This is a genomic window from Halosolutus amylolyticus (genome assembly GCF_023566055.1).
Lineage (GTDB): Archaea > Halobacteriota > Halobacteria > Halobacteriales > Natrialbaceae > Halosolutus > Halosolutus amylolyticus.
This window is the reverse complement of sequence record NZ_JALIQP010000003.1, coordinates 386,091-408,905: the sequence shown is the minus strand read 5'-3', so window position 1 is coordinate 408,905 and position 22,815 is coordinate 386,091. Positions and strand designations below refer to the sequence as shown.

At 67.0% G+C, this 22,815-nt stretch carries 25 protein-coding genes; 9 read left to right on the top strand and 16 right to left on the bottom strand.

Annotation, left to right across the window (positions count from 1 at the left end):
- Positions 1-248: 248 nt before the first annotated feature.
- From MUN73_RS14485 to MUN73_RS14460, 6 genes are all read right to left on the bottom strand, one after another.
- On the bottom strand, positions 249-1,091 hold the full coding sequence (locus tag MUN73_RS14485; protein ID WP_250141206.1) for a carbon-nitrogen family hydrolase: 843 nt from the start codon (positions 1,089-1,091) through the stop codon (positions 249-251).
- Complete coding sequence (locus tag MUN73_RS14480) at positions 1,088-1,522, bottom strand: SRPBCC family protein (protein ID WP_250141205.1); 435 nt, start codon at positions 1,520-1,522, stop codon at positions 1,088-1,090. Before MUN73_RS14480 ends, MUN73_RS14485 begins: the two co-directional genes overlap by 4 nt.
- A gap of 129 nt (positions 1,523-1,651) precedes the next feature.
- A complete protein-coding gene (locus MUN73_RS14475) occupies positions 1,652-1,876 on the bottom strand; it encodes a DUF7123 family protein (protein WP_250141204.1) in 225 nt (74 codons plus the stop codon).
- A 159-nt stretch (positions 1,877-2,035) separates the two neighbouring features.
- Complete coding sequence (locus MUN73_RS14470) at positions 2,036-2,224, bottom strand: DUF7525 family protein (RefSeq protein ID WP_250141203.1); 189 nt, start codon at positions 2,222-2,224, stop codon at positions 2,036-2,038.
- Positions 2,225-2,362: 138 nt separating this feature from the next.
- Positions 2,363-3,394 (bottom strand): phosphate uptake regulator PhoU, encoded by a 1,032-nt coding sequence (locus tag MUN73_RS14465; protein ID WP_250141202.1) that lies wholly within the window; start codon positions 3,392-3,394, stop codon positions 2,363-2,365.
- Positions 3,395-3,532: 138 nt separating this feature from the next.
- Positions 3,533-4,699 carry an ATP-NAD kinase family protein gene (locus MUN73_RS14460; RefSeq protein ID WP_250141201.1) on the bottom strand — a complete coding sequence of 389 codons (1,167 nt, stop codon included), beginning with the start codon at positions 4,697-4,699 and terminating at the stop codon, positions 3,533-3,535.
- Positions 4,700-4,825: 126 nt separating this feature from the next.
- Here MUN73_RS14460 and MUN73_RS22600 point away from each other — a divergent pair, with 126 nt between their 5' ends.
- Positions 4,826-4,948, top strand: coding sequence for a hypothetical protein (locus MUN73_RS22600; RefSeq protein ID WP_265339236.1), 123 nt, complete (start codon positions 4,826-4,828; stop codon positions 4,946-4,948).
- A gap of 133 nt (positions 4,949-5,081) precedes the next feature.
- Here MUN73_RS22600 and MUN73_RS14455 read toward each other — a convergent pair whose 3' ends face one another.
- Positions 5,082-5,765: a competence/damage-inducible protein A gene (locus MUN73_RS14455; RefSeq protein WP_250141200.1), complete on the bottom strand. Its 684-nt coding sequence runs from the start codon at positions 5,763-5,765 to the stop codon at positions 5,082-5,084.
- A 145-nt stretch (positions 5,766-5,910) separates the two neighbouring features.
- Between MUN73_RS14455 and MUN73_RS14450 the strand changes: the two genes are divergently transcribed.
- The 4 genes from MUN73_RS14450 (at position 5,911) to queC (ending at position 8,512) form a co-directional block, all read left to right on the top strand.
- Positions 5,911-6,267: a winged helix-turn-helix domain-containing protein gene (locus MUN73_RS14450; RefSeq protein ID WP_250141199.1), complete on the top strand. Its 357-nt coding sequence runs from the start codon at positions 5,911-5,913 to the stop codon at positions 6,265-6,267.
- 180 nt (positions 6,268-6,447) lie between these two features.
- The gene (locus MUN73_RS14445; protein WP_250141198.1) at positions 6,448-6,924 is read left to right on the top strand and encodes a 6-pyruvoyl trahydropterin synthase family protein; all 477 of its coding nucleotides are present in this window, start codon (positions 6,448-6,450) and stop codon (positions 6,922-6,924) included.
- 1 nt (position 6,925) lies between these two features.
- Positions 6,926-7,726 carry a 7-carboxy-7-deazaguanine synthase QueE gene (locus tag MUN73_RS14440; RefSeq protein WP_250141197.1) on the top strand — a complete coding sequence of 267 codons (801 nt, stop codon included), beginning with the start codon at positions 6,926-6,928 and terminating at the stop codon, positions 7,724-7,726.
- Positions 7,727-7,783: 57 nt separating this feature from the next.
- Positions 7,784-8,512 carry a 7-cyano-7-deazaguanine synthase QueC gene (queC, locus tag MUN73_RS14435; protein ID WP_250141196.1) on the top strand — a complete coding sequence of 243 codons (729 nt, stop codon included), beginning with the start codon at positions 7,784-7,786 and terminating at the stop codon, positions 8,510-8,512.
- A gap of 24 nt (positions 8,513-8,536) precedes the next feature.
- On the opposite strand, the gene MUN73_RS14430 is transcribed toward queC, so the two are convergent.
- The gene (locus MUN73_RS14430) at positions 8,537-9,460 is read right to left on the bottom strand and encodes a DMT family transporter (RefSeq protein WP_250141195.1); all 924 of its coding nucleotides are present in this window, start codon (positions 9,458-9,460) and stop codon (positions 8,537-8,539) included.
- A gap of 97 nt (positions 9,461-9,557) precedes the next feature.
- Here MUN73_RS14430 and MUN73_RS14425 point away from each other — a divergent pair, with 97 nt between their 5' ends.
- Positions 9,558-10,427, top strand: a complete 870-nt coding sequence (locus MUN73_RS14425) for a DMT family transporter (RefSeq protein WP_250141194.1) — start codon at positions 9,558-9,560, stop codon at positions 10,425-10,427.
- 33 nt (positions 10,428-10,460) lie between these two features.
- Here MUN73_RS14425 and MUN73_RS14420 read toward each other — a convergent pair whose 3' ends face one another.
- The 3 genes from MUN73_RS14420 to lrpA1 all read right to left on the bottom strand — a co-directional run bounded on the left by MUN73_RS14420 (position 10,461) and on the right by lrpA1 (position 12,213).
- Complete coding sequence (locus MUN73_RS14420; RefSeq protein ID WP_250141193.1) at positions 10,461-11,063, bottom strand: nitrous oxide reductase accessory protein NosL; 603 nt, start codon at positions 11,061-11,063, stop codon at positions 10,461-10,463.
- A gap of 81 nt (positions 11,064-11,144) precedes the next feature.
- Positions 11,145-11,636: an SRPBCC family protein gene (locus MUN73_RS14415; protein ID WP_250141192.1), complete on the bottom strand. Its 492-nt coding sequence runs from the start codon at positions 11,634-11,636 to the stop codon at positions 11,145-11,147.
- A 148-nt stretch (positions 11,637-11,784) separates the two neighbouring features.
- Positions 11,785-12,213 carry an HTH-type transcriptional regulator LrpA1 gene (gene lrpA1 / locus MUN73_RS14410; protein ID WP_250141191.1) on the bottom strand — a complete coding sequence of 143 codons (429 nt, stop codon included), beginning with the start codon at positions 12,211-12,213 and terminating at the stop codon, positions 11,785-11,787.
- Between the two features lie 124 nt (positions 12,214-12,337).
- Here lrpA1 and MUN73_RS14405 point away from each other — a divergent pair, with 124 nt between their 5' ends.
- Entirely contained in the window at positions 12,338-12,667 is a 330-nt protein-coding gene (locus MUN73_RS14405) for a hypothetical protein (RefSeq protein WP_250141190.1), read from the top strand.
- Positions 12,668-12,978: 311 nt separating this feature from the next.
- Positions 12,979-14,274 carry an RNA-guided endonuclease InsQ/TnpB family protein gene (locus tag MUN73_RS14400; RefSeq protein WP_250141189.1) on the top strand — a complete coding sequence of 432 codons (1,296 nt, stop codon included), beginning with the start codon at positions 12,979-12,981 and terminating at the stop codon, positions 14,272-14,274.
- Positions 14,275-14,319: 45 nt separating this feature from the next.
- Here the strand turns inward: MUN73_RS14400 and MUN73_RS14395 are convergent, their stop codons facing one another.
- The gene (locus MUN73_RS14395; RefSeq protein ID WP_250141188.1) at positions 14,320-15,255 is read right to left on the bottom strand and encodes a thiamine pyrophosphate-dependent enzyme; all 936 of its coding nucleotides are present in this window, start codon (positions 15,253-15,255) and stop codon (positions 14,320-14,322) included.
- A gap of 2 nt (positions 15,256-15,257) precedes the next feature.
- The gene (locus MUN73_RS14390) at positions 15,258-17,162 is read right to left on the bottom strand and encodes a 2-oxoacid:acceptor oxidoreductase subunit alpha (protein ID WP_250141187.1); all 1,905 of its coding nucleotides are present in this window, start codon (positions 17,160-17,162) and stop codon (positions 15,258-15,260) included.
- 274 nt (positions 17,163-17,436) lie between these two features.
- Here MUN73_RS14390 and MUN73_RS14385 point away from each other — a divergent pair, with 274 nt between their 5' ends.
- Entirely contained in the window at positions 17,437-19,263 is a 1,827-nt protein-coding gene (locus tag MUN73_RS14385; RefSeq protein WP_250141186.1) for a 2-oxo acid dehydrogenase subunit E2, read from the top strand.
- A 182-nt stretch (positions 19,264-19,445) separates the two neighbouring features.
- Here the strand turns inward: MUN73_RS14385 and MUN73_RS14380 are convergent, their stop codons facing one another.
- Genes MUN73_RS14380 through MUN73_RS14370 form a run of 3 tightly spaced genes read right to left on the bottom strand, consistent with a single transcriptional unit; the run spans position 19,446 to position 22,645 of the window.
- A complete protein-coding gene (locus tag MUN73_RS14380) occupies positions 19,446-20,489 on the bottom strand; it encodes an NAD(+)/NADH kinase (RefSeq protein ID WP_250141185.1) in 1,044 nt (347 codons plus the stop codon).
- 6 nt (positions 20,490-20,495) lie between these two features.
- Complete coding sequence (locus MUN73_RS14375) at positions 20,496-21,509, bottom strand: alpha-ketoacid dehydrogenase subunit beta (RefSeq protein ID WP_250141184.1); 1,014 nt, start codon at positions 21,507-21,509, stop codon at positions 20,496-20,498.
- Positions 21,506-22,645 (bottom strand): thiamine pyrophosphate-dependent dehydrogenase E1 component subunit alpha, encoded by a 1,140-nt coding sequence (locus tag MUN73_RS14370; protein ID WP_250141183.1) that lies wholly within the window; start codon positions 22,643-22,645, stop codon positions 21,506-21,508. The genes MUN73_RS14375 and MUN73_RS14370 overlap by 4 nt, the downstream gene beginning before the upstream one ends.
- Between the last annotated feature and the right edge of the window lie 170 nt (positions 22,646-22,815).

The following is a 22,815-nucleotide window of genomic DNA, read 5'->3' as shown; positions in this document are numbered from 1 at the left end:
GAACGGGACGGGCGCGGAGATGGGAAACGAGGGTGGCGAAAGGTGTGGACGAGGAGACGGGCGTGCTCGTTCCCGGGAACGAGCGGTGCGACGAGCCGGAGCGACGCAATGCCGGTGAGACGTGAAAAGCGTCTATGCCGGCACCGTAGCCGAGGGACGGGAGGCGTAAAAAGTCAGCGATCGGGTGCAAACCAGCCGGTTCCTCGACGTGAGACGACGGAACCGATCGCGACGCGTCGGGACTCCCGTCAAAGCCGCCGATCCCGAAGCGCCGGGAACTCCTCGCGAACCGACGCGACCGCGCCGGGATCGACGTCCGCGAGCACGAGCGCCGGATCGTCGCCGCTCGAGGCGAGCGGGACGCCCCAGGGGTCGTAGACGGTCGACCGGCCGAGCAGCGTTGCGTCCTCGAACGCGCCGCTCCCGTTGATCGTCGCGAGGAAACACTGGTTCTCGATCGCCCGGGCCCGGGAGAGGGTCTGCCAGTGTTCGATACGCGGGTACGGCCACGCACTGGGGACGAGCACGAGGTCGGCACCGGCGTCGACCAGCCGCCGGTAGAGTTCCGGGAACCGCAGGTCGTAACAGGTCGTCACGCCGACGGTGAACGGCCCGATCGACGCGGTCTCGATCCGTTCGCCGGGGACGAGCAGGTCCGACTCCGCCGAATCGTAGCCGAACAGGTGGTGTTTCCGGTAGACGAGCCGACGCTCCCCGTCGGCGTCGAACAGCGCGGCGGTGTTCGCCAGCCCCGCGTCGGCCGGCGTGGCGACGGACTCGGTGGCCGCGAGATCCTCGACGATCGATCCGGCGAGGACCGCGATCCCGTGGTCGGCGGCCGCCTCGCGGAGCCGGGTGAACGTTTCCCCCTCGAACGGCTCCGAGTACCGGTCGTAGCGATCGAACGCGAAGTAGCCGACGTTGAACAGTTCCGGCAGGGCGACGAGGTCCGCGCCGCGGGCCGCCGCCCGCGAGACGGCGTCGAGGGCGCGATCGACGTTGGCGTCGACCCGCCCGGGTTCGATGTCGAGCTGTGCGAGCGCGAGCGTCGTGGTCGTGCCGTCGGACGACGGTGTGGGATCGGCGGTCATCGGTGGGTCTCGAGATCGCGTTCGAGCGCGCGACGCAGGTTGTCCAGTTCGCCGTCCAGGTTACGTTTGAAGAACTTCTCGACGCCGGGGAGTTTGCCGTCGACGACGAACCGGTTGTCGAGCCGGGTGCCGCCGTCGGTGTCGACGATTTCGTGTTCGCCCGTCACGGTCATTACCTTGGAGCGACCGACGAATTCGACGTACTCAGGTGGTCGGCGGACGACGTCCTCCGTGTCCACGGCGACCGTCCGCCGGACGAGCGGGATCGGTAACTCGACGTGCCACGTCGCCTCGTGGCCCTGCTCGTCCCTGACGCTGTAATCGGTGACGACGCTGATCGCCCGGGCGCGATTTTCCGGATCCGAAATGAACTCCCAGACCCGCTCGGGCGACGCCGACACCTCGAACGAGCGATCGACCCGTACAGTCATGCTACTACCTGGGAGTGTGACCGATAAAAAGGCCGTGGACCGACCGGATGGGCCGATCGCTCGGCGTCGATCGGGCGGGAACCGATCGGGCGGGAACCCCGATCGTGAACCGTTCCGCAAGCGGCCGGGTCAGCTGATGGTGACGCGCCAGGTCGTCGAGCGGGCCCGGCCCCACTTCTCGATGTCGACCTCGTCCGATTTCTCCGCGAGGTGTGGCAGCCGCGCCCCTACCTGCTTCGACGAGAGTCCGATCGCTTCCGCGATGTTCTTCGCCCGGAAGTACTGCTCTCCGCGGGCGGCGCTCTCGCGGAGATACGAGAGAATCCGCTGCTCTTCGTCGGAGTAGTCGGTCATCGTCACCGGGTACTAGGTCGCCGCCAGTCTTAACTTTTAACGGCCGACCCGCGCCGCGAAAACGGGTTCGAGGTCCGGTAGCGAATCACAGGGCGTGGGGATCGCCTGCCGATCGGACCCGACCGACACCGCGAGCGTCAGTTCGACGATTCGCGCGAACTAGTCCCAGTACAGGTGAATCGCGACGACCGCGAGCGAACTGAAGAGCACGGCTGCGGCAAACCCCCAGGCCGCCTCGATGTCGGGCGCGCCGACGATCATCAGCACTGCCCCGATGACCGCGAGCACACTGAGCGCGAGTGTCAGCCCGACACCCTTGTCCGTCGTCGTCTCCGATTGCGTAGCCATGATCGGGAGTTTCTGACAGGGTTTCTTAATTGCATCCATTTCCCGGCCCGCGTCGGACCGGCCGGGGCCGGAACCGACGGCCCAGGATCGACGGCGGCACACCGATCCCCCGTCGTCGCGACGGCCGAGCGCGATCGGTCAGTTGATCGTCGTGTACTCGGACTCCTCGTTCAGCGCGAGGTTCGCCGAGATTTCCGCGTTTCGCATCGCGTACTGTGCGGTCTGCTGGAGGCTGACGAGCACTTCGCGGACGCGCAACAGGTCCTCGTTGGACATCTCCGGCAGTTCCGAGAGGATCTCCTGTTCCCGGTTCGAGATCTCGTGGAACAGTTCCCGGACCTCGTTGGACTTGTCGTAATCGCGTTCGACGGCCGCCTCGACCGCTCGCGAGGTGATCTCGTCGACCAGGTCGTTGAGTTCCCGGATCTCGCGCATCACCGAACTGTCGATGTTGAGGCTGTGGCCCGGGGTCTCGATCACGATGTCCGCGATGTCTTCGGCGTTGTCGGCGGTGAGTTCCAGGTTCTTCGCGATCGATCGGTAGCCGATGAGCGGGAAGCCGCTGTTCAGGCCGATCGCGCGGGCGAGGTTCGGGTTCTGGTAGGCGGTGAAGATCAGCCGCAGGAGGAGCACGAAGATCTTGTTGGCCTGTCGTTCGCGGTTCAACGCGCGCTGTGCGAGATCCGGGTTGCCGTGGGCGAGGGCCTTGATCGCCTCGCTTCGCATCGTCTGGCCGGTTCGCTCGAGCCGTTCGAGCAGGTTGTCGAGCGTGAAGTCCTCCGGATCGACCGAACATCGGATCGAGATGCTCTCGGGGGTCTCCTCGATGACGCCCAGCCCCATCAACTGGGTCTCGGCCTGGTAGACCGCGTTGATCGTCTCCGACTCGAGCGCCCCGTCTTCACACTCGATGCGGATGACCCGGCGACCGAGCACGTACTGGGCGACGATCGCGCGCTCGACCGCGGTGGCGTCGAGGTCGTCCGAATGGATAATCGCCTCCGTCTCCTCCGAACTCGCGGACTCGGGCATCACCGTCAGTGTGCCCTTGCCGCTGGTACGGAGCGACACCTCGTCGCCTTTTTCGACGTCGTGTTCGGAGGCCCACTCGGCAGGGAGGGTCATCGCCAGCGTCGACGGACCCAGCCGTTGCACTTTCCGCGTTTCCATATCGCTCGGTAGGCGCGACCCGACCTTAATCTTGACTATATGGCCATTATATCGGAGTCGCGTAGTTATATGGTTAGTTTCAGGACCTGCATCCGGGTACACCTTATACAGCCCCGGAACGACCCCCCTCGATCGCCGTCAGACGACCTTCACCAGTCGGGTCGTGAACCGTCCCGTCCGGACCTGTTGCCAGCCCCGTAGCGCGTCGTCGACGTCCTCGTCGTCGGTGTCGACCCGGAGCGCGCCGATCCCGTCGAGTTTGGTTCCGGACGCGACGACCTCGATCTCGTCGGCCCGATCGATGACGGCCGGGGAAATCTGGTGGTTCCCGCGGCCGAAAATGAAGCCCTGTCCGCCGATCGGGGAGACGACGATCGTCGCCGGGGATTCGAGGACGTCGAGAATCTCGGACTCGGAGGCGTCGCGTGCGAGCACGTCGCCGTCGCGCCAGACGTCGACGCCGAGCGGGGAGGGGTCGATCCCCAGTTCGGACTCGATCGCCCCGACGGTGCTTCCGGGGCCGAAGACGTAGGTTCGATCGGACTCGACCTCGCGGGCGAAGCCGGCCGCCAGCGAGTCGACGCTCCCGCTCGCGACCTGTTTGCCGGACTGGACGTCGGGCGCCACGGGAACCGGCACGATCGCTCTCAGTTCCGACCGGACCTCGCCCTCCCGGTAGGCGTCCTCGTCGATGTCGTTGACCTCTCGATCGGCGATCCGATCGAACTCGGCGGCGATCCGTCCCGCGTCCGCCGGGGTGACGCCGAACACCGACGAGTAGATCTTGACGCCCGCGGGAACCCCGAGCATCGGGGTCTCGGCGCCGTCCGCTTCGAGCACTTCGGCCACGTCGACCGCCGTCCCGTCGCCGCCGACGAACAGGACCAGATCGACGTCGCGATCGAGAAACGCCCGCACCGCCGCGCGGGTGTCCGCGGCCGTCGTCCCGGGATCGGCGGGATCGACCGCGTCCGTGGCACCGTCCGGTTCGGCCGCCGGGCCCCCGTCATCGTCCGACGCACTCTCCGGGTTCCCGTCACCGTTCCCCTCCCGTGGATCGTACACCACTTCGGGCTCGTAGCCCGCCTCGCGAGCCGCGTACTCGCCCATCACGGCCGCGGCCGTGTAGACGGTGCAGTCCGGCCGGCGGCGATGGAGCGCCGACAGCGCGGTCCGCGCCCGATCGGGCGCGCGCGGTTCGGCACCCCGGCGGCGCGCCTCCGCGACGTTCCCGTCGGTTCCCTTCAGCCCGACCCGACCACCCATCCCCGCGATCGGGTTGACGACGACGCCGAGAGACTTCATGCGCGGGAGATAGTGGGCCGACGCAAAGAGGTGTGTGGTCTGTCCGGACGACGGTTCCCGACCGCCGCTCGCAGCCGCCCGTCCGGGATCTGAAATATTAAGAGGGCACGGGACCGACCGGCGGGTATGAACGAACTGGTCTTGCCGCTCGCATCGGAGTCGCCGCTACCAATCGGTATCGTCGGCTGGGGAGTGTTGCTCCTCGGCCTCCTGGTCACCGTCGTCTGGCTGATCTACCTCTACCGCTGAGACGGATTGCTGTACCGATTTACCGGCACAACCGCCGCCCGGATCGCGGTTGCGCCGGAAATAACTCACAGTAAACCGTATGAGACGGTCGCTGTACGGATGACGAGCGCCGGGCCGCGCTCGGAGCCAGTCGTCAGGGGGACTCGACCCGATCGCGAAGCCACGCCGCAGCCGCCGCGACGGTCGCCTCGTCCGTGCTCTCGATCGCGATCCGGACCGACTCGCCGGGATAGCTCCCGACGGAGACGTCGAACTCCTGGCGTAACAGCGCGATCCGATCGAGGAGTGCGCTCTCGGGTTCGGCCGCGACGACTTCCTCCCGGTAGGTCGGATCGCCCGTAAACTCCGGCGCGATCGTCTCGAACATCGTTTTCATCTCGTCTGGCACGCCGGGAAGGACGTAGACCCCCTCGAGGACCGCGCCGGGCGCGACCCCCGCCTCGTTGTGGAGCGCCCGCGCTCCCGCCGGCAACTCCGTCGTTCCCTCCGTCAGGTCGGCCCGCGAGTAGCCGTCTTCCTCGAGCCACGCGAGGGCCGCCTCGTGTTCCTCGAGGTCGCGGCCGAGGGCCGCGGCGACGCCCTCCATGGTCACGTCGTCGTGCGTCGGGCCGAGCCCACCGGTCACGACGACCGCTTCGTACGCCGCGCGGTACTCGTTGACGACTCGGGCGATGTCCGCGACTCGATCCGGGACCGTCGTGACGCGCTCGACGCCGACGCCCCGCTCGGCGAACCGTTCACAGAGCCACGTGGCGTTCGTGTCCGTCGTTCGTCCCGCGAGCAGTTCGTCTCCGACCGTGACGACCGCGACGTTCATACCGAAGCCTTCGAACCGCCGCGTCAAATGGTTCTCGTCCCGCCGGTCCGACTACAGGTCTCGTCGCCCATCCCAGAAACACCACATAAACGGACACTCATGATAACCGCAAGATTCAATTCTGATAATTAGAAACTGTGAACCGATGTCACGTGGCGGGACGACAGGAGACGAGCCGGAATCGGGGGCGATCCTCTCGGCACTGGGAAGCAAGTACAGCGCGGAGATCCTCTGTGCAGCCGGGACCCCGAAGTCAGCACAGGCACTGAGCGACGACATCGAGATCCCGATCGCGACCTGCTATCGGCGGATCGAGGAACTCGTCGACGCGGGGCTGTTGACCTGCGAGGGGCGACAGCTCTCCGAGGAGGGACGACGGACGAACATCTACCGGCGAACGGTCGACGAGATCGAGATCGACTTCTCGAACGACCAGCCCGAGTTCTCGCGCAAGCGCCGTACGGAGGCCAAAAACAGGCTCCAGGACCAACTCGAGGATTGAGCCGGCGTCAGCGTCCGAATCGATCTCCGGACGTGGTGGCGGGCCCGTGAGACGGGCTCGTGTCCCGGATCCCGATTTTCCAGTCGTCCGCTCATCGGGTCGTCCCAAAAGCGATTCCGACACGCGACACGTCGACCGGCGATCGGCCAGAGTTAAGTACTCTCTCGAGAATACTGGAGTATGATTGATGGCGTCGACGCGGACGATTCTATCGACGGCGAGGCCGCCGACGGCGTCGTTGGCACGCGGCGAGTGCTCCACGTGGGTCGCGATCGGCCGATCAGGATCAGCACCGGGCATCGGATCCTGCACCACGACGGGAAGTGCTCGCGCCCGCACGGGCACAACTACGAGGTGAGCGTCACCCTGGCCGGCGAACTCACCGCGGAGGGGTGGGTCGCCGACAAGGGCGATATTACCGAGGTAATCGAAGAGTGGGATCACAGGTTTCTCCTCGAGGCGGGGGACCCGCTCGTCGAGGCGTTCGAGGCGGCCGGCGACAGCGACGCCGTCGTCGTCCTCGACCATCCGCCGACGGCGGAGGTGATGAGCGTCCTCCTCGAGGAGAAACTGGCGGCTGCGCTCCCGGACACCGTCACCGACGCCGCCGTCCAGGTCAACGAGACCAGCGAACTCTGCGGCGGGGGGCAGTTCTGAGATGCCCGTCTCCGACTCGGCCGACCCGGGCGACGCGAGCGTCGCTCCCGGCGATCGGCCGGACGACGCGACCGACGCCCTCCCGATCAACGAACTGTTCTACTCGCTGCAGGGAGAGGGACGGCTCGCCGGCGTTCCCTCGGTGTTCGTCCGCACGAGCGGCTGTAACCTCCGGTGCTGGTTCTGTGACTCCTATCACACCTCCTGGGAACCGACTCACGCCTGGCTCGACGTCGACGACATCGTCGCCGAGGTCGAATCGTACGACGCGGCCGACCACGTCGTCCTCACGGGCGGGGAGCCGATGATCCACGACGCGAGCGTGGCGCTGCTCGAGGCGCTCGACGACCGGGGCTATCACACCACCGTCGAGACGAACGGGACGATCGTCCGGGACGCGCCGATCGATCTCGCCTCCGTCAGCCCGAAACTCGCGAGCAGTACCCCGACGCCCGATCGCGCCCCGGACGGCGCCGACGCGGGACCCTGGGCGGAGCGCCACGAGCGCGATCGAATCGATCTCGACGCGCTGGCGGGACTCGTCGACGCGTACGAGTTCCAGCTGAAGTTCGTCGTGAGCGACGCGGACGACATGCCCGAGATCCGCGAGGTGCTCGCCGACCTTCGCGACGCCGCGGCCGTCCCGATCCGCGACGACGACGTGCTCCTGATGCCCGAGGGCGCGACCCGGGAACGACTCGCGGAGACGCGCACCCGTGTCGCCGACCTCGCGATGGAACACGGGTTCCGGTACACCCCGCGCCTCCACGTCGACCTCTGGAACGACGCGCCCGAGACGTAACCGCCTGCCGACGATCGTACTGACGATCGCACCGACGACCGAGCCCTCGACCTCACGATGACCGCAGACACCGACGCCACGACCGACGAATCGCCCGCCGACCGCGCCGTCGTCCTCCTCTCGGGCGGCATGGACAGCGCCACCGCCGCCTACGAGGCCCGCGACCGCGGGTGTGAGATCTACGCCCTGCACACCTCCTACGGCCAGCGCACCGAGGATCGCGAACTCGAGTGTGCTCGCCGCCTCGCGGACGACGTAGACGCCGCGGACTTCCTGCGGATCGAGACCGGCCACCTCTCGGCGATCGGGGCCTCGAGCCTCACCGACGACGAGATGGCAGTCGCGGACGCCGACATGGAGAGCGAGGAGATCCCCACCTCTTACGTCCCGTTCCGGAACGCGAACCTGCTCGCGATGGCCGTCTCCTACGCCGAGGCGAACGACTGCGGGGCCGTCTTCATCGGTGCCCACAGCGAGGACTTCTCGGGGTATCCCGACTGCCGCCCCGAGTTCTTCGAGGCCTTCGAGCAGGTGGTCGACGTCGGAACGAAACCCGAGACCGAGATCGCGATCGAGGCCCCGTTCGTCGACTGGTCGAAAACGGACATCGCCCGTCACGGCGTGGACCTCGGGGTCCCGTACGAACACACGTGGAGTTGCTACCGCGAGAACGAACCGGCGTGTGGCACCTGCGACGCCTGCGCCTTCCGGCTCCAGGCGTTCCAGAACGTCGGCGTTCGGGATCCGATCGCGTACGCGGAACGGCCGACCTACGTCGACGAGTGAGGACTGGCCACGGACTGCTGGTCGTCAGTCGTCCGTTGCTGGCGCGTCCTCCGGCCCGCGTCGTCGCTCCCGCTCGATCGTCGTCACGTAGATTCCCGCGAGGACGATCGCCCCGCCCGCGATCGTGATCGCGTCGGGCACCTCGGCGAGCAGGACGAGCGCGAGAAGCGTCGCGCCGACGGGTTCGCCGAGCCAGCCGACGCTCACCACGACCGACTCGAGGTGTTTCAGGACCCAGTTGACGATCGTGTGACCGAGGATACCCGGGCCGATCGCCATCCCGAGAAAGAGGAGCCACTCGCGGGGCGGATAGGCGAGGTAGGCGTGGCCCTGCGCGCCCACCAGGAGCCCGAGCGTCAGCGCACAGGCGGTGTAGACGACGGTTACGTACGGGAACAGCGAGACCCGCTGACGGATCGATCGGCCGGCGAGGACGTAGCCCGCGACGGTGATCGCCCCCAGCAGGGCGAGCGAGTTCCCGTACAGCGTCGTGTCCGAGATCGGCGCCTCGCCGGCGTCGCCGAACGACATCGCCGCCGCACCGACGATCGCGATCGCGATGCCGACGACCGTCTCGCGGTTGACGCGCTCGCCCAGCACCAGCGCCGCGCCGAGCGCGACGAAGATCGGCTGGGTCTGGACGAGGGTCACGCTGGCGGCGACGCTCGTGTGGTTCAGGCTCTCGAACCAGGCCGCGAAGTGGACCGCGAGCGCGACGCCGGCGACGATCGCGAAGCCGAGATCGGTCCACGAGAGCCGCCCGAACTCCTCGCGATAGGACAGGAGTGCGATCGGCGCGACCAACGTCGTCGTGAACAGCACCCGGTAGAACGCCGCGATCGAACTCGGGGCCGTACTCCACCGGACGAGAATCGCGCTGGTGCTGGCGGCGAACACCGCGAACGCCAGCGCGGCGACCGGCGTCACCTCGAGGTCCGATCGGTTCACGTCCCCCTCGAATATCCGACACCTCAAACACGTTGCGAAACGCGACACGTCGACCGGAAACCGCCGGGACTTTGCCACAGAACGACAGCCAGTTCGTATGGACGAGGAGGCCACGGGAATCGCGTACGTGCTCGTCGCCGCGACGGGCTTCGGGACCGTGGGCATCTTCGGGACGATCGCGAGCGACGTCGGCCTGTCGATCCCGACGGTGCTGGGGTTCCGGTTCGCGACCGCGACGCTCGTCCTCTGGGCCCTGCTGGCACTGCGCGGTCGGGCCAGCCTGCTCCGGGGCCGGACGCTCGGCTGGGCCGTCCTCCTCGGCGTCTGTGGGTACGGTGCGATGAGCGGGTTCTACTTCTGGGCGCTCGAGTACATGACCGCCGGCCTGGTCGCGATCGTCCTCTACACGTTCCCCGCGTTCGTCGTCGGTGCGACGCTGGTCACGAACCCCGGCCGGATCAGCCGATCGCTGGTGGTGGCGCTCGCGCTCGCGCTCGGGGGCGTCGTCCTGATCGTCGGGGCGGACCCCGCCGGTGCCGATCCCAGGGGCGTCCTCATCATGCTCGGCTCGGCGCTCGCCTACGCCGGCTACGTGATGGGGAGCGAACGGGTCCTCGAGTCGGCCGACCCGGAGGTGCTCACGGCGTACGTGCTTCCCGCCGCGGGAACCGTCTTCGGGCTGTACGGCATCGCGACCGGCGCGGTGACGCTCCCGGCGGCGACGGCGACGACCGCGTGGGGGGTCTTGCTCGGACTCGGCGTGGTCGGGACCGTCGGCCCCATCCTCGCGCTGTACGCCGGCCTGCGGCGAATCGGTGCGAGCCGGGCGAGCGTCGTCAGCACCGCCGAACCCGCCGTCGCCGTCGTCCTCGGTGCCGTCGTGCTGGCCGAGCCGATCACGGCCAGCACCGTCGCCGGCGGCGCGCTCGTCCTGACCGGCGTGATCTGGATCCACCGCCGCGGCTGAGGCGATCGGTCCACCGCGACGAATTTCTGCTGCCTACTCGTCGGGAAGCCGGTTCCCCCGATAGATCGCGGCGATCTCCCGATCGACGTCGGTCAGTTCGACGACGTCGTCCTCGGTCAGGTCCTCGGCGTCCCACTCGTCGAGGTAGGCGACGGCGTCCTCGCGGTTCTCGAACGGGCGCGGATTGATCCCCATCGTCTCCTCGGGGACCGCAGCGTCGTCCGTAACGAGCACGTACGATGCCTCGAAGCCGTCGACGAGGGCCTCGCTTTCGAAGTCGGTAACCCACGCCGCGGTGATTTCCGCGTCCGTCGGGGGCGCGGCGTAGTACGCGAACAGACAGCCCGGCGTGTCGAACAGCGCCCCCTGGCCGTCCTCGTGGGCGAGCTGGCACCGCCACGTCGGGTAGTCAGCCGGGATCATGTTACAGACCGGGCAGACGTACTCGCCGGTAAATTCGAGGGGTTCGTCGCCGGGGTGCTCGACGTCCGTTGCGTACTGGTGTTCGCCGTCACCGTCGTCGTTACCGTCGTCGCCGGTCCCGCCGAGACAGCCGGTGACGCCGACGGGGACGCCGGTCCCGACGACGCCCAGGAATCGACGGCGGGAAGTCGATCGACTCACGTATCCGTTCATATACCTGCCTATTGCGGGTACGCCGGCAAAACGCGCGTGGTCCGATCGTCGAACGCGGCGGCCGAGCGAGACGATCGCTCGCTACTCGAAGTGGGCCTTCGTCGCGCGGTGGCGGTTGCGGAACATCGCCTCGAATCCGGCCTGCGAGAACGGCGCGGTCGCGTCGGCGAGACCGCCGAGCCGCTGGACGAGGGGCAGTTCGTAGTCGACGTGGTCGCGCACCACCGTCTCCTCGCCGGCGGCGTAGAACGAGTGGGTGTGGACCCACCGACCGAACGGGCCGTGAACCATCTCGTCGCGGAAGTACGCCGACCCGTCCGTTCGCTCGCGCTCCGTGATGATCGAGGTCCAGTGCTGGCGCGGCCCGACGCCGAACGGACGCATCGAGAGGTCGATTTCGCTCCCTGCCTCGAGCAGTTCGGGATCCGGCTCGCCGTCCGGGCCGATCACCCGCTCGACGCGCAGTCCCATCCACGCCGGCGTCACTGCTTCGAGGCCGTTCACCCGGGAGTGAAACTCCCACACGTCCTCGAGCGGCGCCTGGACGGTCGTCTCGCGTTCGTACGACGGCATATCTGCCCCTACGGCGTCGATCGGCAAAACAACGGGGCCTCCATACGTCGAGCGGTGTGACCGTCCGTCGCGAACGCCGGTTCGTCCGATCGGTCGCGACGGCCGACCGCGTCGACCCACGCGCCGGGCGACGTCGATCGCCGGTTCCTCACTTCAGGCGTTCCTGCAGGAACGACGGGTGGGCCGCCGTGACGCCGTCGATCTCGAGCAGTTCGTCGGCGATGATGTCGCCGACCTCGTCGCCGTCGGCCGCGCGCACCTCGGCCATCAGCATGTGGTCGCCGCTGGAACTGTACAGCGCCTCGATCTCGTCCAGATCCTTCAGCGCCTTCGTCGCCTCGACGTAGCGTTCGCTCGCGACGTCGATCCCGACGAGCGCGATGGTCTTGCTCGAGAGCTTCTTCGGGTCGACGTCGGCCGAATAGCCGACGATGACGCCCTCGTCTTCGAGCTGGTTGATGTACTTCCGGACCGTCGGTTTCGAGACGTTCGCCCGGTCCGCGATCTCCGCGTAGGAGGCCTGGGCATCCTCTTCTAACACTTCGAGGATGCGATCTTCCGTCGCCTGGGTACTCATGGTATACAGTTTTGCTCCGGCGGGAAAATATCTTTTGTATACGAAAACGTTGGATTCCCTGACCGAAGCGGCCGGCTCGCGGCCGATCGCCGGCTTTATTCGCCCGCCTCGCCGACAGCCGACGATGGTCGACGTGAACCTCCTGCTGGGTGGCTTCTGGGTTCTCTGTGGCCTCGTCATCCTCGTTCCGGCCGTGCTGATCGCGTTCGGCGGCCGCGCGGACCTCCACGTGCACTACGACGACGACGTCGACCCCGAGTACGTCTCCCGCCGGGCCGGAACGACGGCGGTCCTCATGGGCGTGATCGTGACCGGGTTCGGCGTCCACCAGGCACTGTACGGCTATTCGTCGAGGCTGTTCGGCGGGATGCTCGTCTCCCTGCTCGTCCTGAGTTCGCTCACCAAACGGTTCGCACAGGGGTGGGGGTACAGCCCGGACGAGGAGAGCAGTTGACTTCACCGGGAGACGTGACCGGTTCGATCGTTCGCACTCGCCGTGTCGGCGAGCCGAGAACGCGATCGCTGACGAGCGATTCGATGCGTCCGGTAAAAACGGATACCGAAAATCCGTGATTAGCTACGTCGTGGAGTGGTCGACGATCGGTTCTACCTTCAACAGCGAGAGACTCCCGCCGTTCACGGCGGGCGTCAATCGCGTCACTTGGGAACCTGTCCACGTGAGCCGGCCGGCCGGATATCCACTACTCTGTTCACTTTCACTCCGGTTGGATTGTCTTTATATCACCACAGCACAATAGGCTACGTATGGCGAAACAGGCCACTCGCACCTACGTTGCGACCATTCGCAACCACCGACAGGTGTGCGAGGACCTGAATTCGCTCGGGTTCGCCGCCTCGAGACTCTGGAACGTCGCCCGGTGGACGGCCGATCGCATCTGGCACGAAACCGGCCACATTCCAGGCCATGCCGAGCTGTCCGCGTACCTCAAGAACCACGAACGCTACGCCGACCTCAATGCACAGTCGAGTCAGCGAGTTATCCAAGAACTCGCTGAGGCGTTCCGTGGGTGGTACGCAAAGCGACAGAACGGTAACGAGAACGCGAATCCGCCCGGCTACCGCAAGCGTGGCGACGAGCACCCGCGTTCGACGGTCACGTTCAAAGAGGACGGCTTCAAACACGACGCGAAACACAATCGCGTTCGCCTCTCGAAAGGCCGTAACCTCAAAGAGCACTGGTCGGACTTCCTTCTCTGCGAATACGAACCCGACCCGGACGCGACCGTTGAGAACGTCCAACAGGTGCGCGCCGTCTGGAACGACGCGAGAGACGAGTGGGAACTGCACCTCATCTGTGGCGTCGAACTCGAGGACGTCGATTCACCCGGTGACCGAACCGCCGGCATCGACCTCGGGATTAGCAATATCGCCGCCGTCTCTTACGGCGACGAGGCCGTTCTCTATCCAGGCGGGGCACTCAAAGAGAACGAGTATTACTTCGCCAAGGAACGTGCGAAGTGTGACGACTCGAGGTCGAACGAAGCTCGCCGACTCGACCGAAAATGGTCGAACCGGCGAACGCACTTCTTACACACGCTCTCGAAAACGATCATCGAGGAGTGTGCCCGCCGTGGCGTCGGCACGATCGCCGTCGGCGACCTCTCTGGTATCCGTGACGATGAGAACGGCGAGACAAAAGACTGGGGGTCGAAAGGCAACCAGTCACTCCACCGGTGGGCGTTCGACCGGTTCATCACTATACTCGAGTACAAGGGCGAAGAACGCGGAATTACCGTCGAGACGGTCGACGAACGAAACACCTCGAAGACGTGTGCGTGTTGTGGCCGCAAGGACGGCGGCCAGCGCGTCGAACGCGGCCTGTACGTCTGTGAGGAGTGTGATACCGTCGCCAACGCCGACGTTAACGGAGCCGAAAACATTCGATGCAAACTCGAGGACGCGAAAGTACCTCCAAGTCCGACGGGCGATTCGTCCGCGGATAGGAGTACCGGCTGGATGGCACAGCCAGCAGTCCACCTGTTCGATCGCGAGAGCGGCCGGTTCACACCGAGAGAACAGGTCGTCGACTGCAAACCATAATATCCCAACGATCGGGAAACCTCGGCGTTTACGCCGAGGAGGATGTCATGTGTGTCGATCGAGCAGGTCGTAGCTCCGTTCCCACTCGGCGTCGTCGTCGAAGTAGCGTTCGGCGACCGGCTGGTCGGGCAGTTCGCCGACGGCTCGCTTCTCCTCCTGGTAGGACGGACGGTCCTCGTCGACGTAGTACCGGCCCGTGAGGACGGTGCCCTCGTTGAGGACGTCCTCGGTCTCGTACATCATCTCGGCCGCCTCGCGGCGGTCGGTGACGTCGAAGTCGTAGTCGTCGGACTCCTGGACGTCGATGTAGGGGACGTACTGGCGGGCGTCCTTGTTCCAGGTGGGACACTGGGTCAGGAAGTCGACGTGGGCGAAGCCGTCGTGCTCGATCGCTTCCGCGATGATCTCCTTGGCCTGGTTGGGGTTGACGGCGGCCGTGCGGGCGATGTAGCTCGCGCCGGCGTTCAGCGACATCGACAGCGGCCGAAGCGGCGTCTTCGCGCTGCCCGAGGGCTGGGTCTTGGACTTGTGGCCCTTCGGACTGGTGGGCGAGGTCTGGCCCTTCGTCAGGCCGAAGATCTCGTTGTTGAACACGATGTAGGTGATGTCGTGGTTCTCGCGGGCCGTGTGGATCCAGTGGTTACCGCCGATCCCGTAGCCGTCGCCGTCCCCGCCCGCGGCGATGACCTCGAGTTCGGGGTTGGCGAGTTTGGCCGCGCGGGCGACCGGGAGCGATCGGCCGTGGATCGTGTGGAAGCCGTACGTGTCGAGGTAGCTGTTCAGCTTGCCGGAACAGCCGATCCCGGTGACGGTCAGGACCTCCTCGGGGGTCTTGCCGACTTCGGGCAGGGCCTGCTTCAGCGACTTCAGGACGCCGAAGTCGCCACAGCCCGGACACCAGGTCGGCTGCGGTTCGACACCGGGCGTGAACTCGTCCCGGTCGATCTCTCGTTCTTCACCGATTGCGTTGAATGCACTCATGGTCAGTCACCTGCAGCGGGTTCGATTCGGACCTGGGCGGTCGGCTCGCGATCCTCGTCCGCGAGGTTGACCTCGTAGCCCTCGACGATCTCCGCGGGTTCGAAGGGGTTGCCGTTGTACTTGAGCAGGCTCGTCATCTTGTCGCCGAAGCGGCCGAGTTCCTTCTGGATGAGCCCGCGGAACTGGGCGGTCGCGTTCATCTCGACGACCATCGCCTCGTCGACGCTCTCGAGGAACTCCGTCACTTCCTGTTCGGCGAACGGCATCATGTCGGAGACGCTGAGCCCCTTTACCGAGTGACCGCTCTCGTTGAGCCGCTGGACGGCTTCGACGACGGCGCCCTGGCTCGACCCCCACGTGATGATTCCGTACTCGGCGTCCTCCTCGCCGAAGTACGTCTGGTTCGAGGGCCGTTCCTCGTCGAGTTCCTCGCGGATGGAGTCGAGTTTCTCGATGCGCCGGGTCATCTGGTAGACCCGGTTGTCCGGATCTTCGCTGATGTGCCCGACGGGCGAGTGTTCGTTCCCCGTCGCGAGGTAGCGCCCGCCCTTCTGGCCGGGCAGCGATCGCTTGCTGACGTTCTTCTCGTTGTCGTCGTAACCGAAGCGTTCGAACTTGCCGGAGGCGTCGTGGGCGGCCTCCTTCAGTTCCTCCTCGGTCAGCGTCGCGCCGAGTCCCGGTTCGGGCTCGCGGTCGAAGAACTCGACGTCGACGTTGGTGTTCTCGCCGGAGAGCTTCTGGTCGTAGATGATGATCGTCGGAATCTGGTACTCCCAGGCGATGTCGAACGCGAGTCGGGTCTGCTCGTAGGCCTCCTCGATGTTCCCCGGCGCGAAGACGACCCGCGAGGAGTCGCCCTGGCTCGTGTAGAGGACGAACTCGAGGTCGCCCTGCTCGGGCTTGGTGGGCATCCCGGTCGAGGGACCGGCCCGCATCGACTCGACGAGGACGAGCGGCGTCTCGGTCATCTCCGCGAGGCCGAGCGGTTCGCTCATCAGCGCGAACCCACCCCCGGAGGAGCCGGACATGGCCTTCACGCCGGCGTGGCTCGCGCCGACGGCGAGCGCGGCGGCGGCGATCTCGTCTTCGACCTGTTCGGAGACGCCCCCGATGTCGGGGAAGTTCTGCGTGAGGATCGTGAAGACGTCCGTCCACGGCGTCATCGGGTAGCCGGAGATGAACCGGCAGCCGCCGTCGATCGCGCCGTAGGCGATCGCGTTCGAGCCGGACAGCAGCGCCTGCTCGGTCTCGTGAGAGCCCTCGGGCGCTCGCAGGTCGTGCTCGAACTCGTACTCCGCTTTCGTCGTCTCGTAGGCCTCGTGGAGGATCTCGAGGTTCGACTCGAGGACGTCGCCCGACATGGCGTCGGACATCAGGTCCTCGATGTGATCGAGTTCCATATCGAGCAGGGCCGCCGTCACTCCCACGCCGGCGGTGTTGCGCATGACTTCGCGGCCGTGTTCCTTCGCGAGGCCGCGCAGATCCATCGGGAACACGTGCCAGTTGTTCTCCTCGGCACGCTCCTCCAGATCGAGGTCCGCGACGTCCTCCTCGCTGATGAGACCCTCGTCGTAGACGATGATCCCGCCCTCCCGGAGGTCGTCCAGGTTCTCGGACAGGGGTTTGATCTCCTCGTTGCCGTAGTAGGCCTCTTCCTGCGGGTTGCGGGCGAACGAGTCGCCCAGCGAGAGCAGGAAGTTATAGCCGTCTCCCCGTGACTGTACCTCGTGCCCTGCGGCCCGGATCTCGACGTACGTGTGGCCGCCACGGATCCGCGATGGATAGTGACGGTGTGTGAATACGTCGAGCCCCGAGCGCATCAGCGCCTTTGCGAAATTCTGGCTCGTCGAGTCGATTCCGTCGCCGGAACCCCCCGCGATTCGCCAGATGAGTTCGTCGTCGCTCATGGGTAGATCTGTGGCCTGTGGCCACCAGTGTCCAGAGTTTCGTTCTACCGAACCTAAAGCCTTTGCTATACATTACCATGCATCGATCGTGAAGAATGAACAACCATCCACTTTACCAGAGTGTCCGTTTTGATTTGTATGGAAAGTTCATGCTAGATCGGACACTATCCACTATTCGTCGCCGACAGAGGGTGGATACGATCGTCACGTCCGGTAGCCTCGTACGGACGGGCGCATCGGCACCCTTTATGCCGCCGTTGTGGTATCGACTGGCATGGCCTACATCGTCAGGATGCCGAAACTGGGTCTCGAGATGGAACGCGGGGAGTTGCTCGCGTGGGAAGTCGACGACGGAGCGACCGTCGAAGCGGGAGACGTCATCGCCGAGGTCGAATCCGAGAAGAGCGTCGCCGAGGTCGAAGCCCGCGAGGACGGCGTCCTCCGACGAACGTACCTCGAGGAGGGCGAGTCGGTCCCGCCCGGAACCCCGATCGGCATCGTCGCGCCCGCCGACGCGGACGTCGCCGACCTCGAGGCGGACGCGGAGGCCGACCTGGCGGCGGAGGTGGAGACGGAGGCGACACCGCAGGCGTCCGGGGCGACCGCCACCCAGGAGACGAGCGATCGCGACGAACCGGCCGCCCAACCGGAACCCGATCGCGTCTCGGACGAGGTCAAGGCGTCGCCACGTGCCAGGGACCGCGCCGACGCGCTCGGCGTCGACCTGACGACCGTCGAGGGAACCGGCTACCAGGGGGCGATCACCGAGGACGACGTCGAGGCGGCGGCCGAGCGCGAACCGGCCGACGAAGCCGACGTCGACGCGTCTCCGCGGGCGCGAAAGCGGGCGGACGAACTCGGCGTCGACCTGGCGACCGTCGATGGAACGGGCTACCAGGGAGCGATCACCGAAGACGACGTCGAGGAAGCGGCGTCCGGGGCGGCCGACGCGGCCGGGCGGACCCCCGCGGAGACGCGATCGTTCGGCGGGATGCGCAAGACGATCGCCAGACGGCTGGGCGAGAGCTACCGGGACGCCGTCCACGTGACGGTCCACCGTACGGCGGACGCCGAGGCCCTGTTCGCCGCGACGGACGCCGCGGACGAGGCGCTCGACGCGAACGTCTCCGTTCAGGACGTGCTGTTGCTCGCCGTATCGGCGACCCTCGACGACCACCCGGCGTTCAACGCGACGTTCGAGGACGAGGTCCACCGCCTCTGGGCGGACCACAATCTCGGGATCGCCGTGGACGTCGACGACGGCCTCATCGCGCCGGTGCTCTCCGATGTCGGCGGCAAGTCCCTCGAGACGATCGCGACGGAGCGACGCGACCTCGTCGGGCGGGCCCTCGAGGGCGAGTACACGATGGACGACCTGCGCGACGGGACGTTCACGGTGACGAACCTCGGCGTGCTCGGGGTCGAGTCGTTCGATCCGATCATCAACCCGCCCCAGGTCGCCATTCTCGGCGTGAACGCCGTCTCGGAATCCCCCGTCCGCGGGCCGAACGACGAGGTGCGATGGCGTCGTCACCTCCCGCTCGATCTCACGTTCGATCACCGGATCGTCGACGGGGCCGACGCCGCGAGGTTCCTCGAGACGCTCGTCGGGCACGTCGAGGAGCCGTGGCCGTTGCTCCCCGACGGGGTCGAGGCCGGCGCCGAGAGCCGATCGGGCGCCACCGCCGGCGAGACCGAAATGCCTGATCGGACCGTCACCGCGCACAACCCGGGTGGCATGGCCGGGACGATCGAGGCCGGATCGTTCGCGTGGGACTTCGACGAGCCCGAGGACGCGGGCGGAACGGAGACGGGACCGACGCCGGTCGACGTCTTCCTCGGCGGACTGGCCGCCTGCCTGTCGCTGAGCGTGCGCTTCCAGGCGGACAAGCGCGACGCGCCGATCGAGTCGATCGACGTGACCACCGACGCCGATCCCGAGCACGGTTCCGTCGATCGGATCGAGGCGACGGTCCGACTCGAGACCGACGCCGACGAGGAGACGGTCGATCGCATCGTCGACCTCGGCGAACGCGGCTGTCACGTCTCGCAAGTCCTCCGTGACGATCTGCCGATGGAGATCACGTGGGAGCGCGTCTGACGGGGCCGCGTCCGCCGATCACTCGAGATCGGTCCTTTCGGGCTTCGGGATCACGTCGACGGTTACCGTGCGCTCGAAGACCGACTCCCGCTCGTCCGCCGAGACGAGGAGCCTATAGTAGCGACTGAAACGATTCACACACTGATCGCAAAGCCGTCCTGTGATCAGGTGTGCAGTGACTTTCAGTCGCTACTATAGTCCTCGATCGTCGAGGCCGGTTCGGTCCCCTCGGCCACGAGCGCACCGGCGTCGGCCCCGGCCGAGAGCGTCGCGTCCACGTCGACGAGTCGCGGACCCTCGGGGACCGGTGTGAGGGCGACCGTCGCGTCGGTGAGTTCCAGTTCGCGCTCGCCGTCCGCCCCGACGACCCCGTCGGGAACGTCGAACCGAGCGGTCTCGTCCCAGTCGAGTCGATCGACGGACTCGATCCCCACGGTCGCGGTGACGCCGGGCGCGAGTACCGCCCGGACGCTCCGCGGGGCCTCGGCGGGATCGGCCAGTCGGAGGACGACGCCGCCGGGATCGGTGGGCGCGACGCGTTCGAACGCCCCTGCGACGGCGGCCAGGCCGACGTCGCCCGGGTGGGCCCGAGAGACGACGCCCCCGCGCAGATCGGTCGGATCGAGGAGCGCCCGCGTCCCCACGAACGATCGCGAGGACACCTCGGCCGAGGCGAGCGCCGACAGGGTCCGCTCGCCGGTCCCCGCCTCGACGCGCGCCTCGACCATCCCGTGGCGCGTGGTTACGTCGGCCGCCGGAACGGCCGCCGTCGCGATCAGTGCCGCCGCGACCCCCGCGAGGGTACCGTCGACGGCCGTCGGGACGACGTTGTTCGTCCCCGTCGAGACGGCGATCACCGGCACTTCACCGATCTCGCTCGCGACGTCGCGGGTCGTGCCGTCGCCGCCGAGGACGACGACCGCCGCGAGTCCGTCCTCGCGAAACCGGGCCGCGGCCCGACGGGTGTCGGCCGCCGACTTCTCGACCGGCATCTCGAGGACGCTCGCGTCCACTGCCCCGGGCGACTCCGCGACCGCGTGGTCGGCGATCCCCGATCGGTCCGGCATGAGCCGGACCGCCGGCGGATCGCTCGTCGCGGTCAGGCCGTCGAGCACGCACTCGGCGACCCGGCGCTTCGCGTAGTTGTCGACGACGGTGGCGCCGCCGGTGAGGCGGCGGACGTCCCGGCCGGCGGCGGGGTTGACGATCAGTCCAACGCGGGACACGAGTCGTCAGGCCACCCGCTCGATCGCCTCGCGGACGTCCTCGCCGCTCGGCAGGACCTCCTGCTCGAGGGGCGGACTGAACGGCATGTGCGTGTCGGGCGTCCCGACCCGCTGGATCGGCGCGTCGAGGCTGAAGAACGCCTCTTCCTGGACGCGAGCGACGATCTCCGCGTGGGTGCCGTACGAGAGCGGGCTCTCGTCGGCGACGATGAGCCGGCCGGTCTTCTCGACGCTCTCGACGATCGTCTCGGTGTCGAGCGGGTACAGCGATCGGGCGTCGATCACCTCGACGTCGACGTCGTCGGCGATGCTTTCGGCGGTCTGTACGCTCTCGCCGACGAGACGCTGGGTCGCGACGACCGTGACGTCGTCGCCCTCGCGCTCGATCGCGGCCTCGCCGATCGGAACCGTGAAGTCCTCGTCCGTCGGCACCGCGCCCTGCTGTTCGTAGATCATCTTGTTCTCGAAGACGAAGACGGGGTCGTTCGATCGGATCGCCGCCTTCGTCAGCCCCTTCGCGGCCGCGGCGGTGCCGGGTGCGACGGCCTTCAGACCGGGGAAGTGCGCGATCCAGGTGTGGATCGTCCCCGAGTGCTGGCTCGCGGCACCCATCCCGCCGCCCTCGGTGGTCCGGACGGTGACCGGCATCTCGGCCTTCCCGCCGAACATGTACCGCATCTTCGCCATCTGGTTCATGATCTGTTCCATCGAGACCCCGGCGAAGTCCGAGAACATGAGTTCGACGACCGGCCGGGTGCCCGTCGCCGCGGCACCCGTCGCCGCGCCCATGAAGCCGGCCTCGCTGATCGGCGTGTCCCGGACGCGCTCGTCGCCGAACTCCTCCCAGAGGTCGCCGGTCACTTCGAGGACGCCGCCGAAGCGGCCGATGTCCTCGCCCACGAGGTAGACGTCCTCGTCGCGATCGAGTTCTTCGCGGAGGGCCTGTCGGATGGCCTCCCGGACGGTCATCGTCTCCGTTTCGGTCTCGAGTTCTCGCTCGGGTTCTGCGTGTGCGGTCATCGTCGGTCACCTCCCTGGCGGCCGTCGTCGGAGCCATGCGCCGACGAGGATCGCTCACCGCCGTCGGAACTCTGTGCCGACGAGGATCGCGAATCGGAGATTCGCTCACCGCCGTCCGGTCTCGCCCTCGCGGCCGTCGCGAACCGTTCGATCTCCGGTGGCATCTCCGCGAACATGTCGTCGTAGGCCTCGTCCGGCGTCGGCCGATCGGCCTCCTGGGCGTACTCGACTGCGGCCTCGATTTCGGCTTCGACCTCCGCCTGCAGGTCGTCGAACTCCTCCTCGGTCAGTTCGCCCCGATCGATCAGCCGTTCTTTGAACGAGTCGATCGGGTCCCGGTCCTTCCAGCGCTGGATCTCCGCGTCGTCCCGGTAGGGTTCCTCGTCACCCTCGTAGTGGCCGCGGTAGCGATAGGTCTCGGCCTCGACGAGGGTCGGCCCCTCGCCCGCGGTCGCGCGTTCGCGCGCCTCGGCGACTCCCTCCTCGACCGCGGTGATGTCCATCCCGTCGACGGTCAGCCCCGGAATGTCGTAGGCCTGTGCCGTGTCGCTCAGGTTGTCGACGTTGTGTTGCTTCTCGACCGGCGTCCCCTCGCCGTACTGGTTGTTCTCGACGACGAAAACCGCCGGCAGGTCCCAGGTCGACGCGAGGTTGATCGCCTCGTGGACCTGCCCCTGCGCGACGGCCCCGTCCCCGAGGAAGCCGACCGCCACCTGATCGCGGTCCTGGTAGTCGATCGACAGCGCCGCACCGGTCGCCATCGGCGGCCCCGCGCCGACGATTCCGTTCGCGCCGAGCATCCCGGCGTCGACGTCCGCGATGTGCATCGAGCCCCCCTTGCCGTTGCAGTAGCCCTCGGCCTTGCCGTAGAGTTCGGCCATCATGTACTTCGGGTCGAGCCCCTTCGCGATGCAGTGGCCGTGGCCGCGGTGTGTGCTCGCGATGTAGTCGTCCGGATCGAGCGCCGCACACGTCCCGACGCCGACCGCCTCCTCCCCGATGTAGAGGTGTACGAACCCCGGTATTTCCCCGTCTGCGAACCGATCCCCTGCTTCCTCGTCGAACGCACGGATGGTCAGCATCCGGCGCAGTGCTTCCAGTCGCCCCGCCGTACTGTGTATGTCAAAGTCTGCCATATCGGCAGGAGGGGGTACCACGAGTCCGGCAATAAGTGCTAGCACCTACCACGAAATAATACAACGGGAGTATCCCTGTACCCGACCGAATTCGGGTTCGAAAGAACGAAATTCGCGATCACTGGATCGCCGACCACGGACGAGTACCTGCGAACTCGCGTCCGATCGAG

Bases quoted from the DNA above. Each gene is read 5' to 3' on its own strand.
- MUN73_RS22600 (WP_265339236.1), top strand. From the start codon at position 4,826: ATGAACGAACTGGTCTTGCCGCTCGCATCGGAGTCGCCGCTACCAATC.
- MUN73_RS14475 (WP_250141204.1), bottom strand. From the start codon at position 1,876: ATGACCGACTACTCCGACGAAGAGCAGCGGATTCTCTCGTATCTCCGC.
- MUN73_RS14405 (WP_250141190.1), top strand. From the start codon at position 12,338: ATGGTCGACGTGAACCTCCTGCTGGGTGGCTTCTGGGTTCTCTGTGGC.
- MUN73_RS14485 (WP_250141206.1), bottom strand. From the start codon at position 1,091: ATGACCGCCGATCCCACACCGTCGTCCGACGGCACGACCACGACGCTC.
- MUN73_RS14425 (WP_250141194.1), top strand. From the start codon at position 9,558: ATGGACGAGGAGGCCACGGGAATCGCGTACGTGCTCGTCGCCGCGACG.
- MUN73_RS14390 (WP_250141187.1), bottom strand. From the start codon at position 17,162: ATGAGCGACGACGAACTCATCTGGCGAATCGCGGGGGGTTCCGGCGAC.
- MUN73_RS14480 (WP_250141205.1), bottom strand. From the start codon at position 1,522: ATGACTGTACGGGTCGATCGCTCGTTCGAGGTGTCGGCGTCGCCCGAG.
- MUN73_RS14370 (WP_250141183.1), bottom strand. From the start codon at position 22,645: ATGGCAGACTTTGACATACACAGTACGGCGGGGCGACTGGAAGCACTG.
- MUN73_RS14465 (WP_250141202.1), bottom strand. From the start codon at position 3,394: ATGGAAACGCGGAAAGTGCAACGGCTGGGTCCGTCGACGCTGGCGATG.
- MUN73_RS14415 (WP_250141192.1), bottom strand. From the start codon at position 11,636: ATGCCGTCGTACGAACGCGAGACGACCGTCCAGGCGCCGCTCGAGGAC.
- MUN73_RS14450 (WP_250141199.1), top strand. From the start codon at position 5,911: ATGTCACGTGGCGGGACGACAGGAGACGAGCCGGAATCGGGGGCGATC.
- MUN73_RS14440 (WP_250141197.1), top strand. From the start codon at position 6,926: ATGCCCGTCTCCGACTCGGCCGACCCGGGCGACGCGAGCGTCGCTCCC.
- MUN73_RS14470 (WP_250141203.1), bottom strand. From the start codon at position 2,224: ATGGCTACGCAATCGGAGACGACGACGGACAAGGGTGTCGGGCTGACA.
- queC (WP_250141196.1), top strand. From the start codon at position 7,784: ATGACCGCAGACACCGACGCCACGACCGACGAATCGCCCGCCGACCGC.
- MUN73_RS14455 (WP_250141200.1), bottom strand. From the start codon at position 5,765: ATGAACGTCGCGGTCGTCACGGTCGGAGACGAACTGCTCGCGGGACGA.
- MUN73_RS14395 (WP_250141188.1), bottom strand. From the start codon at position 15,255: ATGAGTGCATTCAACGCAATCGGTGAAGAACGAGAGATCGACCGGGAC.
- MUN73_RS14400 (WP_250141189.1), top strand. From the start codon at position 12,979: ATGGCGAAACAGGCCACTCGCACCTACGTTGCGACCATTCGCAACCAC.
- MUN73_RS14420 (WP_250141193.1), bottom strand. From the start codon at position 11,063: ATGAACGGATACGTGAGTCGATCGACTTCCCGCCGTCGATTCCTGGGC.
- MUN73_RS14385 (WP_250141186.1), top strand. From the start codon at position 17,437: ATGGCCTACATCGTCAGGATGCCGAAACTGGGTCTCGAGATGGAACGC.
- MUN73_RS14460 (WP_250141201.1), bottom strand. From the start codon at position 4,699: ATGAAGTCTCTCGGCGTCGTCGTCAACCCGATCGCGGGGATGGGTGGT.
- MUN73_RS14445 (WP_250141198.1), top strand. From the start codon at position 6,448: ATGATTGATGGCGTCGACGCGGACGATTCTATCGACGGCGAGGCCGCC.
- lrpA1 (WP_250141191.1), bottom strand. From the start codon at position 12,213: ATGAGTACCCAGGCGACGGAAGATCGCATCCTCGAAGTGTTAGAAGAG.
- MUN73_RS14375 (WP_250141184.1), bottom strand. From the start codon at position 21,509: ATGACCGCACACGCAGAACCCGAGCGAGAACTCGAGACCGAAACGGAG.